General features: G+C 36.2%; 10 protein-coding genes and 1 pseudogene. 6 read left to right on the top strand and 5 right to left on the bottom strand.

Annotated features, from left to right (window positions below; genetic code table 11):
- Positions 1-35: 35 nt before the first annotated feature.
- From Q0L29_RS11440 to queA, 3 genes are all read right to left on the bottom strand, one after another.
- Entirely contained in the window at positions 36-776 is a 741-nt protein-coding gene (locus Q0L29_RS11440; RefSeq protein WP_296621764.1) for a porin family protein, read from the bottom strand.
- A complete protein-coding gene (ubiE, locus tag Q0L29_RS11445) occupies positions 725-1,447 on the bottom strand; it encodes a bifunctional demethylmenaquinone methyltransferase/2-methoxy-6-polyprenyl-1,4-benzoquinol methylase UbiE (RefSeq protein ID WP_296621766.1) in 723 nt (240 codons plus the stop codon). Before ubiE ends, Q0L29_RS11440 begins: the two co-directional genes overlap by 52 nt.
- A gap of 127 nt (positions 1,448-1,574) precedes the next feature.
- The gene (queA, locus tag Q0L29_RS11450) at positions 1,575-2,621 is read right to left on the bottom strand and encodes a tRNA preQ1(34) S-adenosylmethionine ribosyltransferase-isomerase QueA (protein ID WP_296621768.1); all 1,047 of its coding nucleotides are present in this window, start codon (positions 2,619-2,621) and stop codon (positions 1,575-1,577) included.
- A gap of 101 nt (positions 2,622-2,722) precedes the next feature.
- On the opposite strand from queA, the gene Q0L29_RS11455 reads away from it, so the two are divergent.
- Genes Q0L29_RS11455 through Q0L29_RS11470 form a run of 4 tightly spaced genes read left to right on the top strand, consistent with a single transcriptional unit; the run spans position 2,723 to position 5,643 of the window.
- On the top strand, positions 2,723-3,970 hold the full coding sequence (locus Q0L29_RS11455; RefSeq protein WP_296621769.1) for an ABC transporter permease: 1,248 nt from the start codon (positions 2,723-2,725) through the stop codon (positions 3,968-3,970).
- A 30-nt stretch (positions 3,971-4,000) separates the two neighbouring features.
- Positions 4,001-4,534, top strand: a complete 534-nt coding sequence (locus Q0L29_RS11460) for a hypothetical protein (protein WP_296621771.1) — start codon at positions 4,001-4,003, stop codon at positions 4,532-4,534.
- 7 nt (positions 4,535-4,541) lie between these two features.
- Positions 4,542-5,000: a nucleoside deaminase gene (locus tag Q0L29_RS11465; protein WP_296621773.1), complete on the top strand. Its 459-nt coding sequence runs from the start codon at positions 4,542-4,544 to the stop codon at positions 4,998-5,000.
- Between the two features lie 37 nt (positions 5,001-5,037).
- Positions 5,038-5,643 (top strand): superoxide dismutase, encoded by a 606-nt coding sequence (locus Q0L29_RS11470; protein WP_296621774.1) that lies wholly within the window; start codon positions 5,038-5,040, stop codon positions 5,641-5,643.
- Positions 5,644-5,700: 57 nt separating this feature from the next.
- Here the strand turns inward: Q0L29_RS11470 and Q0L29_RS11475 are convergent, their stop codons facing one another.
- The gene (locus Q0L29_RS11475; RefSeq protein ID WP_296621776.1) at positions 5,701-6,618 is read right to left on the bottom strand and encodes a type IX secretion system membrane protein PorP/SprF; all 918 of its coding nucleotides are present in this window, start codon (positions 6,616-6,618) and stop codon (positions 5,701-5,703) included.
- Positions 6,619-6,623: 5 nt separating this feature from the next.
- On the bottom strand, positions 6,624-11,717 hold the full coding sequence (locus Q0L29_RS11480; RefSeq protein ID WP_296621779.1) for a BspA family leucine-rich repeat surface protein: 5,094 nt from the start codon (positions 11,715-11,717) through the stop codon (positions 6,624-6,626).
- Between the two features lie 687 nt (positions 11,718-12,404).
- On the opposite strand from Q0L29_RS11480, the gene Q0L29_RS11485 reads away from it, so the two are divergent.
- Positions 12,405-13,034 (top strand): CoA pyrophosphatase, encoded by a 630-nt coding sequence (locus tag Q0L29_RS11485; protein ID WP_296621780.1) that lies wholly within the window; start codon positions 12,405-12,407, stop codon positions 13,032-13,034.
- A pseudogene (locus tag Q0L29_RS11490) lies at positions 13,034-13,264 on the top strand (DUF819 family protein); the annotation flags it as partial. The gene Q0L29_RS11485 and the pseudogene Q0L29_RS11490, both read left to right, overlap by 1 nt.
- Between the last annotated feature and the right edge of the window lie 132 nt (positions 13,265-13,396).

The following is a 13,396-nucleotide window of genomic DNA, read 5'->3' on the forward strand; positions in this document are numbered from 1 at the left end:
ATAATACCTTCTCTAATAATTTAATCTTTATTAGGTTATTGAAACTGAAAGTAGATAGAAACACTATTCGTAACCAATTCATTAATGGGGCGACTATAGCTGTTTTGCCTTTCAAATAGTGCATTGGTCAACCCTCTGGAAAAACGTATTTCAGGGGAAAATTTGAATAATTCGTAATAGATATCAATTCCAAAACCTATTTCTAAAGCAAGATTGAAGGTATTAATTAATAAAACATCTTCGTTAATTTCAGATGGCCTTTTACCGCTGACCTCAAAGGATGGTTTGGCACCACCAATCATATAAGCCCTGAAATTTTTTCTCCTTTGAGATTTATATTTCAGTAAAAGAGGCAGCTCAGCATAGAAAGCCTCCTTTTTTCCTTGGTAGGTGACTTTTTCAGCTCGATCATAAGTGTTATAATTCAAGGTGTATTGATAAAGCCCTACTCCGGGAAGTGTTCTGAAATCTAAGTATTGAGCTATTCTTAAATTGAAAATAAAACCTACAGTAAAACCTGGAGCACTCTGAGGAATAATTGAATGTAAGGAGTCAAATTGATTTGTTAAGTATGCTTCATTATACTTTACTTTCAGATTAGCCGTATGTCCGCCTAAATAAAAGCCATAATGGATAAGCTGATCATCATAATTAGGCAGATTCTCTTGCTCGTAAAGCTGCGCAGAGGCTTGAAAACTAAATAATATCCCTATTACAAATAAGATTATTTTATTCCAGTGTAAATTGAGCTTATACCAAATGTTAGTGGTTTGCATACTGTATCTTTGAAGCCTAGTTTATCCAGAATTGAAGTGAAATCTTTTCCATCCGGAAATGACCTAACTGATTCTGGTAGATAAGTGTAGGCTGCATTATCTTTTGAAATTGTTTTGCCTAAAGTAGGTAAGATATTTTTAAAATAGAAATTATAGAGTTGTTTAAACGGAAAGCTTTTAGGTTTGGAAAATTCCAATACTACTACTTTTCCACCTGGTCTCAATACTCTAAACATCTCAGATAATCCTTTTTCAAGATTCTCGAAGTTCCTTACCCCAAAAGCAACGATAATAGCATCAAACTTATTATCTTCAAATGGCAGGTTTTCTGAATCTCCTGAAGTTAGCGTGATTTTATCATCCAGTTTTCTTTTCTTTAATTTTTCTCTTCCGACATTCAGCATGCCCTCTGAAATATCTACTCCGATAACATGATCTGGATTTAATTTCAAAGATTCTATGGCAAAATCACCAGTTCCCGTAGCAATATCTAAGATTTGCTTAGGCTGGATATCTTTTAACAATTTAATGGCTTTCTTTCTCCATCTGATATCTATTCCTAAACTTAGGAAGTGATTAAGAAAATCATATTTGTGACTGATATTGTCGAACATATCGGCCACTTGTTGCTTTTTGCCTGTTTCCTTGTCTTTGTAGGGTAAAACTGTCATCTGAAATTGGATTTGCTATTTATATAGGGCTAACAGCGCGTTTTGAAGAAATGTTTGTTTTGGATAAAAATAAGACTGCTATGCATCAAAAATCTAGCATAGCAGTCTTATTTCGGTAATTTTAATATTAAATAATTAACATAGCATCCCCATAAGAAAGGAATCTATATTTATTCTTTATCGCTTCTTGATAAGCTTTCATAACGTTGTCATATCCTCCAAATGCAGCAGCCATCATCAATAAAGTAGATTCAGGCATGTGGAAATTTGTTAATAATGCATTACAAATTTTAAATTCGTAAGGAGGAAAAATGAAACGGTCAGTCCAACCTTCATTTTCTTTCAAGTGGTTGTTGGCGGTAACGGAAGATTCCATAGAACGCATAGCCGTAGTACCCACAGCACAAACTCTTTTCTTGCTGTCTAATGATTCATTAACCAATTCAGCTGTTTTCTTCGGAACTTTAAAGTTTTCCGAATCCATTTTGTGCTTGGTTAAGTCTTCTACATCTACAGGACGGAAAGTTCCTAATCCGATATGTAAAGTAATCGGACTGGTTTTGATGCCTTTCAACTCCATTCTTTTCAATACTTGTCTAGTGAAGTGCATTCCTGCTGTTGGAGCTGCTACAGCTCCTACTTCCTCAGCATAAATCGTCTGGAATCGTTCTCTGTCCGCTTCTTCTACTGGTCTCTTGATATACTTTGGAAGAGGAGTTTCACCCAATGAATCTACTAATTTGTAGAAATCCTGGTCATCACCATCATATAAAAATTTGATGGTTCTTCCTCTTGAAGTAGTGTTATCAATAACTTCTGCTACTAATTCACCATCTCCAAAATACAACTTGTTTCCAACACGGATTTTTCGGGCAGGGTCAACCAACACATCCCACAAATGCATCTCCTTATTAAGTTCTCTCAAAAGAAAGACTTCAATTTGAGCACCTGTTTTTTCTTTGTTTCCATAAAGACGAGCAGGAAATACTTTGGTGTTATTGGTTACTAAAATGTCACCTTCATCAAAGTAATCTACAATGTCTTTAAAAGTTTTGTGTTCAATTTCACCCGTATCTTTGTGCAAAACCATCAGTTTTGCTAAGTCTCTGTCTTCTGTCGGATGCTGTGCCACTAATTTAAGTGGTAATTCGAATTTGAATTCTGATAATTTCATACTTAATATTACGGTATTAAGTGGTTAGATTTAAAAATTTAAGAGGGCAAAGTTAACAATAGTTTTTGTAATCTTGTAGCTTTATATTTTTATATTTACATATGATTTATATTCATCTGCTTCTGGAGAGTTTTCGTTTCGCTTTAAGTGCCCTTCGAGCCAATTTATTAAGGACCATTCTTTCCTTGCTTGGTGTAACAGTTGGCATTTTCTCTATCATTACTGTATTTACCTTAGTCGATTCATTGGAAAAGAATATTAAGGATAGTCTTAATTTTCTTGGTGATGATGTAATAAGAATTGAAAAATTCCCTTGGGTATTTGGAGAAAGTTATCCTTGGTGGAAATATGTTAATCGCCCAAAAGCAGAATATAGCGAATACCAGTTCCTTAAAAATAACTCAAAAGAAGCAAGTACAGTCACCATTTTTGCAGAAAGATTTGGGGTGACCGTAAAGCATGAAAATAATAGCCTAAGCGGAGCCATTGTTTCAGGCGTAGCTTATCAGCATAAAGATGTATTTGAAATCCCTATAGAAACAGGTCGGTATTTCGGATTACAGGAAGTGGAAAAAGGAGCAAATGTGACTATTATAGGAGCAGAAGTAGCCCAAACTTTATTTCCTATGACTGATCCTATTGGTAAAGAGGTGAGATTAAGAGGTTTAAAATTTAGAGTCATTGGTATTATGGAAAAACAAGGTGCCAGCGTGACCAATGCTCCTAGTGCCGATGATTTTTGCTATGTCCCCTACAATACTTTTTTTAAAATGTACTCTGGGCAAGGAAACTGGGGAGTGGAGTCTAAAATTGCTCTTAAAGGCTACCCTGAAGATGTGGGCTTGAAGAATTTAGAGGGTGAAATAACAGGTTTGTTAAGACAGAAAAGAGGCTTGCGTCCTCGTGAGGATACAAATTTTGCAATTAATAGACCTGAAGCCTTTTCTAACTTTCTTGATTCTATATTTGGAGTAATTACAGTAGCTGGTTGGGTTATTGGAAGTTTTTCTATTTTGGTGGGAGGTTTCGGAATCGCCAATATTATGTTTGTATCCGTTAAAGAAAGAACTAATATAATCGGTATTCAAAAATCCTTGGGAGCAAAGAAATCCTTTATCTTATACCAGTTTCTGTTTGAAGCGGTTTTTCTTTCACTTTTAGGCGGTTTATTTGGGTTGTTATTGGTGTACTTATTAAGTTTCATTTCTTTGGGAAGTTTGGAGCTAACACTTTCGCCAGGCAATGTTTTGCTAGGGATAGGAGTTTCGATTATTATAGGTACACTTTCAGGAATAATTCCTGCAGGAATGGCCGCTAAATTAGATCCCGTAATTGCTATTAGAGCTTAAATTATTAATTGACTTAAATAATATTGTTAGATGATAAAATCTATTAGTTTACTGTTTTTGATGTTTTTTCTAGTGCAGGAACCTGCATTGAAAAAGCAAAAACTTACTGATTATCTTAGCATGGAGATATCCACAGAACTTCAGCTGATGACCCAACAAGAACTTTCAGCAAAGTTTTTAGGAGCCAAAATTCCTGATATAGCCATGACTGACGAGCAATCAGCTGTAGAATTTACAGTTACTGCATCTCCTACTTTTTGGCAAGATGGAGATGTAGCTCTTCTAAAGGAGTTTTATGACTCTAGTATTCCTCCTTTGTTTCAGGAAATAGATTTTTCTCAGAAGGACCTTGTTAATTTGAATGGAAAGGAATTTGCTGCCTATCAATTTGAGGGTAAGCCAGATGTAGAAGGTAATAGATCTGCTGAGCAACGTTATACTTATTTATTGTATACTATCCATAAAAATGGATTGGTAGTCATCAGTTTTTCTTGCCCTCCTTATTTGAAATCCAAATGGCAGCCTATCGCTCAGAAAATGTTCGAAACCACTAAATTCCGGTAAACATAAAATGGAACTCACCGTTAATTCTGACGAGCACTTTATGAAGGAAGCCCTTCGTCAGGCTGAAATAGCCTATGAAGAAGGGGAAATTCCTGTGGGTGCTGTTGTTGTTTGTCAGAAAAAAATTATTGCTAAAGCTTATAATCAAACTGAAAGGTTGAATGATGTAACTGCTCATGCTGAAATGCTGGCAATTACTTCAGCTGCCAATCATTTAGGTGGTAAATATCTAACAGATTGTACGCTTTATGTCAGTTTGGAACCTTGCGGAATGTGTGCAGGTGCATTAAACTGGTCACAAATTGACCAAATTGTTTATGCTTTAGCGGATGAAAAAAGGGGGTTTACAAAAATAAACCCCAATATGATTCACCCAAAAACGAAAGTAAAAAGTGGTCTGATGGCAACAGAAAGCAAAAAATTAATAGATGATTTTTTTGCTAAAATGAGAAATAAGAAGAATTGAATTTTAATAAATGTTTAACCTATAATTTATAAATATTATGGCTTTCGAATTACCAGCATTACCATATGCAAAAGATGCTTTAGAACCACATATAGATGCAAAAACTATGGAGATTCACCATGGAAAGCATCATAATGGATATGTTACTAAATTGAATGGAGCCGTTGAAGGAACGGATATGGAAGGCAAGTCTTTAGAAGAGTTGCTTAAAAATAATAGTGATAACAAAGCAGTTAGAAATAACGGTGGTGGTCATTATAACCACTCATTATTCTGGACTGTAATGAGCCCGGATGGTGGTGGAGAGCCTTCAGGAGCTTTAGCTGATGCAATTAATTCAGCTTACGGTTCTTTTGATAAATTTAAAGAAGAATTCTCAAATGCAGCTGCTACACGTTTTGGTTCAGGATGGGCATGGTTATGTGTTCACTCTGGAGGAAAAGTAGAAGTTTGTTCTTCACCAAATCAAGATAATCCAATCATGCCAAGTGTTGGTTGTGGAGGAACTCCGATTTTAGGACTTGATGTTTGGGAACACGCATATTACTTAAATTATCAAAACAGAAGACCTGATTATATTGAAGCATTCTTTAATGTAATCAATTGGGATGAAGTATCTAAAAGATATGAAGAAGGAAAATAATCCTTAATTAAACCATTTATAAAGAGGCTGTGAATTTATGATTTACAGCCTCTTTTTTTAGAAAAATCTTCTGCCCATTCCATGCCTGCTTAATAACTCCAGATCTAATGAGACCATAAGGGAATGTGTACCAAAACCTGTTAAGGCCGTATTATTAACAGGCAGTTCAAATGCATATCCAAGCTTGAGGGTTTCCCCTACTTTCATTTGAGTATTTAAGCCTATTGTGCCAAAGTTCCTGAAGGAAGCTCCGAGCCATATGGCTTCATTCAATAAAAAAGAAGCATTTAAATCCAAGGCGTAATTGTCTTTATCCATATACATCAATAATATTGAGGGCTTAAATTTTAAGGCAAAAAGCTGATCGAATACATAACCAGCGCTTAGGTAATAATGTCTTCGGTATCGTGTGCTCTCAATACCTCCATCATTAACCCTGACATCCAGCATTCTGGGAACGGATAAGCCCACATAATAATCTTTGCTCATATACCAGAAGCCTACCCCAATATTTTCTTCTGTTATGTTTTGTTGTGCACCAGAAAGCGCAACATCATCTACATATTGCAGAGTTAATCGGTCATAGTTATAATTGAAATTGACAAAGCCTGCCTGTATCCCCATTGAAAATACATCACCGGTAGCAGTTGAAATTTTATAAGAGTAGGCTAGATTGAACTCGGTATTGCTATTAATGCCATAAGTGTCATAAAGAACAGTAGCTCCTACTCCTACTTTGTTTTTAAAAACGGAACTGGTCACGTTCAATGTGTTAGTAGTAGGAGCCCCATCAATTCCAGCCCATTGTGTTCTACTAATAGCGGTTGCATTAAAAACATCGTTCACACCAGTATAGGCTGGATTAATCATGGCCTGATTAAAAAAATACTGATTGTAGAGCGGATCAAGCTGTGCATGTAATCCGAGGGGGAACACTAAAACAAAAAACAGTAATAGTTTGTAAATATCTCTCATCAATATCATCTTTTAATAATTAAAAAGCCACTAATTCTTTTATCTCCATTGCCTTTGTCTATCACATAATAGTAGTTGCCTGAAAGCAATTCTTCTCCGCTGTTTGAAATTCCTTCGAAAATGTGGGAAGAATTATCATAATTATCAATTTCAAAAACTTTGTTACCCCAGCGGTTGAAAATACTAACCTTATTATTTGGGTATTCTGTCATGTTTTCAATTTGAAGAAAATCGTGTCTTCCATCACCATTTGGCGTGACCACATTGTAAATCTTTATTTCTGTGGAAGCTTCCGGCAACACTGTTCCAGCCACTTGAAATGAGAAATCATTTGTGGTAGTCATGATGGTAACAATACCGCTATATTCACCTACAGCCGTGGCGTTTAACCGAACTGTAAATTCTTCTGAAGATAAAGGGGGTACAGTTAAAGGGGCATCTATGATTTGGAAAACGGGATCGTCTACTATTATTCTTAATATATCGATAGTGGAGTTTAAACTTCGATTTTCAATTACAAAGTTCCTATCTATATTTTGATTAATAAATGTAGTTCCAAGATTTACATCCTGGTTAGAAATAACGATTGAATCGGTATCATTGTCAATGATATTAAGATCTGTAAACTCGGCACTCACCTTAAAACTAAATTCCGGACTATTTACACTATTATTGCTGATGCTGATATCGCTATTATAGATTCCTAAGTCAGTAGGATTAAATTGCAGGCTAAACTGAGCTGAAGCCCCGGGACTGATTACATCAGGTATATTTAAAACTTCAAATGTTGCATTAGAAGAAGTAATGTTTGAAACGACTAAGTCGGCAGTTCCTCTGTTTTCAATTTGAAATTGTCTTTCTAATGTTTCATCAGGAAATGCAGTTCCTAAATCAACAGCTTCAGACTGATTATGAGTGATTAGATTGCCATCAGAGAAGAATACAGCTATTTCAGATTTTATAAAAGTAAAACCTTCAAGTGTAGCCGTTCCTCCTAGGGTAGTTACAAGTACTTCACCTGAAGATCCTGTACCTATAATGGCCGTAATTACAGTATCTGAAACCACTTCAAAAACGGTCTCTGTCCCGCCAAAGCTCACCAGACTTGCATCAGTAAAGTTTGCACCGCTAATGGTGACCGTTTCATTTTCAGTAGCAGTTGATGGGAAGAAGGCATCAATGACCGGAGCTGGGATAAATTCAAAACCTGCTTGAGTTGCCGTACCACCGGGAGTGGTGACTAATACTTCTCCTGAAGTGCCTGTACCTACAATTGCTGTTATTTCAGTATCAGAAACTACTGTAAAAGAGGTTGCCTCAGTTCCGCCAAGGCTCACCATACTTGCATCAGTAAAGTTTGAGCCGTTGATTATGACCGTATCATCTTTGGCAGCAATAGTAGGGGAGAATGTGTCAATGATTGGAGCTGGAATAAATCCAAAACCTGTTTGAGTTGCAGTACCACCGGGAGTGGTGACTAATACATCCCCGGAATCACCGGCTCCCACGATGGCTGTTATTTCAGTATCAGAAACTACTGTAAAAGATGCTGATTCAGTTCCGCCAAAGCTCACCAGACTTGCATTAGTAAAGTTTGAACCGTTGATTAAGATTGTATCGTCTTTGGCAGCAGTAGTAGGGGAGAAAGTGTCAATGATTGGAGCAGGAATAAATCCAAAACCTGTCTGAGTTGCCGTACCACCGGGGGTGGTGACTAATACATCCCCGGAATTACCAGCTCCCACGATTGCTGTTATTTCAGTATCAGAAACTACTGTAAAAGAAGTAGCCTCGGTTCCACCAAAGCTCACCAGACTTGCATCAATAAAGTTTGAACCGTTGATCGTGACCGTATCGTCTTCGGCAGCAGTGGTAGGGGAGAAAGTGTCAATAATTGGAGCAGGGATAAATACAAAGCCTGCCAGTGTAGCTGTACCGCCTGGAGTAGTTACCAATACATCCCCGGAGGCTCCAGCACCTACTATTGCCGTGATTACAGTATCTGAAACCACTGTGAAAGAAGTTGCATCAATTCCCCCAAAGCTCACCACACTTGCATCAGTAAAATTCCCCCCTTGGATGCTTACCGTGTCTTTTTCAGCTGCAGTTGTTGGCATGAAGGAAGTAATGACAGGAGTAGCCAAAGTTTCTTCAGACGCAGGGTTGCCTGTAGCTGTTGAGGTATTATATACTTCTAGGCCATTTTCGCCATTATATTCAAATACTTGAAAATGATAAATCGTACCTTCATTAAGCCCTGTGATTGTAAAGCCGTTACCACCTCCATTATAGACTACATAATTTCCTGTTCCAATTTCATCACCTGAACCAAAAGCGGCATTCGCGACATATGATGTAAGATTTACTGGACTAGCATTTACAGCAGTATTTTCTTTTGCCAGTACCAGCCTGTTGGCTCCATCTCCATTGGTCCAGCCAAGGTTCATTTGTAAATGTGCGATATCAGAGAAAACGATATTAGAAGCTTGTGTGGCAGGAATAGTACAGGCAGGGCCGTTATCATAAAAAGTCCAACCATAATTATTAATTAATAGTGATCTTTCATCATTGGAAAAGCAGTAACTCACATTTTGAGCACCTAGATTAAGGTTGAGGGGGATTTCAGTTTCACCTGCAGATAAAGTTGCCCAGCCTATTAAGGTTGAATCATAATTTAAAGTTGAAATAGCCGAATTTGTAAATAATGAATCTATACCCAATGGGGGACTGCCTTCTACTTCGAAAGGCTCAATTGAACTTATATCCCAGTTGCCAAGGTTTTGATTAAAGGAAGTGGCATTCCAGAACATTCCTCCCATTTGTCTGACTTTTACTACATCCCAATCACTTATGTCGCTATTAAATGATGTGGCTCCATCAAACATGCGCCTCATTTCAATTACGTTTCTAACATCCCAAGTGCTTAAATCACCGTTAAACGATGAGGCACCTGCAAACATAGTTTCCATATAGATTACACTCCCCACATTCCAGTTACTTAAATCACTGTTAAAGGTTGAGGCATTATTAAACATCCCACTCATTGTAGTTACATTGCTTACACTCCAATTACTTAAGTCGCTATTAAATGATGTAGCCCCGGAAAACATTCTGGTCATGAAATTAACACTGCTTACATCCCAGGAATTTAGATTGCCATTGAATGAAGTAGCACCAAAAAACATGGAACTCATATCAGTTACCCAGCCGACATTCCAAGTACTTAAATCACTACTGACAAATGAAGAATCATTGAAAAACATCGATCTCATATTGGTAACTCTACTTACATTCCAACTATTTAGATTGCTATTAAAGACATAGTTATTGTAGAACATTCTGTTCATGTCTGTAATATTGCTCACATCCCAATTACTTAAATCACCAGTAAAAGAGGTAGCCCCTGAAAACATAGAGGATAGATCTGTTACATTGATTAAAAGAGGAGAATCCGTTGCATTCGATATCAAATTAACACAATTATAAAAAGAATAGGTGAAATCAGTCCATTCTATATCTCCCCACTGTTCAATGGTTTGGATTTTGCTGCGATTATCGAAGGTTGAATTCAAGAAGTATATTTGAGGAAAATCTCCTGAAATAGAAATTTCGTATAGATCATTGGATAATCCAGTAATAGTGTAATCACCAGTTAGTCCAAATGCAGAGTTTATAGCCCCTGTTGTGAGATTAGTCCATGTAATATCGTAAAAGTATGTTTTATTAATGCCATCGGTGGGAATGGTGATTGCCCCGTCTGTTGTTTGCCAGGTGGTGATAAATGGATCACATTCTAAAACATCCCCATTGATTATCCAACTATAAGATGTCCCGGTTAATATTTGACGGCTATCTGCCGAATTACAATAAAATAAGCCTGCAGCTCCTAAGGTGATGCCTAAAGGTGTGGAGTAGAAGGATTCCCACCCTTTTAAGGTAGCATCATAATTTATTTTTGATAATCCGCTATTGTCAAGCATCCCAGCCATGTTGGTTACACTGCTAATATTCCAATTTCCTAAAGAATGGTCAAAAGATGTTGCTCCCGAAAACATGTTTGACATATTGGTGACATTTATTGTATACCAGTACCTTATATCGCTGTTGAAGGATGTAGCACCTGAAAACATGGAGCTCATATTAGTTACGTTTCCAGTATACCAATTGCTTAAATCACTATTAAAGGAAGTGGCGTTTGTAAACATAAATCCCATGTTAGTTACGGAACTCACATTCCAGTTACTTAAATCGCTATTGAAGTTAAAGGCATTTCGAAACATTAAATACATGTTAGTTACCTGGCTCACATTCCAAGTACTGATATTACCGTTGAATACTGAGGCACCATCAAACATGCGGTACATTGTAGTTACATTGCCTACATTCCAATTATTTAAATTTTGATTGAATGAAGTAGCATTTTGAAACATATAACTCATGTCGGTCACACTGCTAACGTTCCAATTGCTAATGTCCTGATTAAAGGAAGATGCTCCGTTAAACATAAAATATGTTGTAGTTACATTTCCTACATTCCAATTACTAATATTACCATTAAATGATGTAGCATTGAAAAATGTGCCATACATATTGGTTATGTTGCTCACATCCCAATTATTCAAATCGCTGTTAAATGAACTAGCTCCTGCAAACATACCGAGCAGATTGCTTGTGGCTTGTAAATTAGGCGCATCAGTTGCATTGGATGTCAAATTACTGCAGCCATAAAAAGCTAAATACATTGTTGTCCATTGTATATCACCCCATTGTTCAATTGTCTGAATCTTATCTTTCTCAGTTCCATTATTAAAAAGAATAGCCGGAAAATTGCCTGAAATGGAGATTTCATAAAGATCCCCACTACTTAAGCCAGGTATCGTGAATTCACCGGTTATTCCAGAAGAGTCCCCTACTAATGTTTGAGTTGTGAGGTTAGTCCATACTACGTCATAATTATAGACAAGTGTATCAACAACTGGGATACTTATAGTGTCATTAGTCGTTTGCCATGTAGTAACAAAAGGATTTTGAGCTACTAGTCTATTGGAAAAGACTGTACAAAAAATAATTAGCAAGAAAAAAAATAAAAGTTTTTTCATGGGGATAGTAAATGGATTTTCTATAAAGTTATAAATAAGATACCAACATATTATATAAATAAAAAATTAATTTTATGTAAAATATCAATAATTGGTAACTTGTGTACTTGAATATTGTAGCATGATTCCTAAATAATCAGGATCACTAAGAAATATAAACCATCAAGGTCTAGGCTTTTTCAATTAGTACACTAAAAAGAAATGGAATGGCTCATTTATCATTAAGAATTTGATGAAGAGATGTTTTTAACCCTAAAAATCCATATGTATTTTTTGTCCTAAGGTTTCAGTCAGCATCCAGACAGCATCCTGTAGGATAAACCTCTTAGGTGTAATGATAACATTGTGGGAGTCGTCTAGTAAGATGTAATCAATTGATAATCAATTATTTTAAATTGGGAAACAATATTATTGATTCCCAAGCATGAATGATTTGTGGTAAATTGATTTGACAAAGAATTAAAATCATTAGCTAAAAGCTTCATTTCATTTTGTATAATTGTGTTTAAATGTTTTGGGTTTATAAAAATCATTATGTGAGAAAATACCTTCTGAAAGAGCTTATAATTTAAAATGAAATAAACATAAATATTCGAGAGCGAATTTATACTATTCGCCTAATGAATATTAATTGCAAATTCCTCTCCGACTTATCGGGGTGACGGTGAAAAATCAAATAATCTACACATGAAAGATATTCTTGCTTTTCTTGAGGAAAGACTGCAAAAACCGCTTCCGGGTGATGCGGCTCATCAGCAAATGATGGCTCAACCCATTGGTCAGCGTTTTAAAATGCAATATGAAAAGCCACCTAGAAAAGGAGCAGTTATGATTGTGCTTTATCCTGATGAGGGTAAAATCTATTTCCCTTTAATGCAAAGACCTCCTTATCAAGGGATTCACGGAGGGCAAGTAAGCTTACCCGGAGGAAAAATGGAAGATTCTGATGGCAATTTGATTGAAACGGCAATTAGAGAAACTTTTGAAGAGATTGGAGTTAAAATTTCTGATAAGGAAGTAATTGGAACTCTATCTGATTTGAATGTAACAGCTAGTAATTTTATGGTAAAGCCCGTGGTCAGTATTTTACACAGAAAGCCTGAATTTATTAGAGATCCTAGGGAAGTGGAGCAGATTTTTAAAGCAGAAGTGCAGCATTTGATTCATCCCCAAACTTTGCAGGTAACAGAGTTGACAGTAGCTCAGGAGATCAGGTTGAAAGCCCCATTTTTCGATATAGAAGAAAAAGTAGTCTGGGGTGCTACTGCAATGATTTTAAGTGAATTTGTAGAAATTTTGAAAGAATATTATTCATAATGGAAAAACCTCTAATCACCAATGATGCCGTAGTACTAGGATTGCTAATGTTAATATTAGCAGCCATTTTTATTACCTCTTCCAGCAAAAAATCAGGCTGGCAAAAATTTTATCGCTTCGTCCCATCAGTTTTGTTATGCTATTTCATTCCTTCCCTGTTTAATACTTTTGGTATCATATCGGGAGACGAGTCTAATCTCTATTTTGTATCCTCGCGATACTTATTAACCTGAGTTCGATTAATAATCATCATAAATACATGCTGAATTTTCCATAGACGGCATGAAAAAGTCATGTTTTTTCATTATATTAAGTTGTTGATTACCAATAACATAACTACTAAAACATGACTCTTACAGACG

The organism is Marivirga sp., from assembly GCF_024636815.1.
GTDB lineage: Bacteria > Bacteroidota > Bacteroidia > Cytophagales > Cyclobacteriaceae > Marivirga.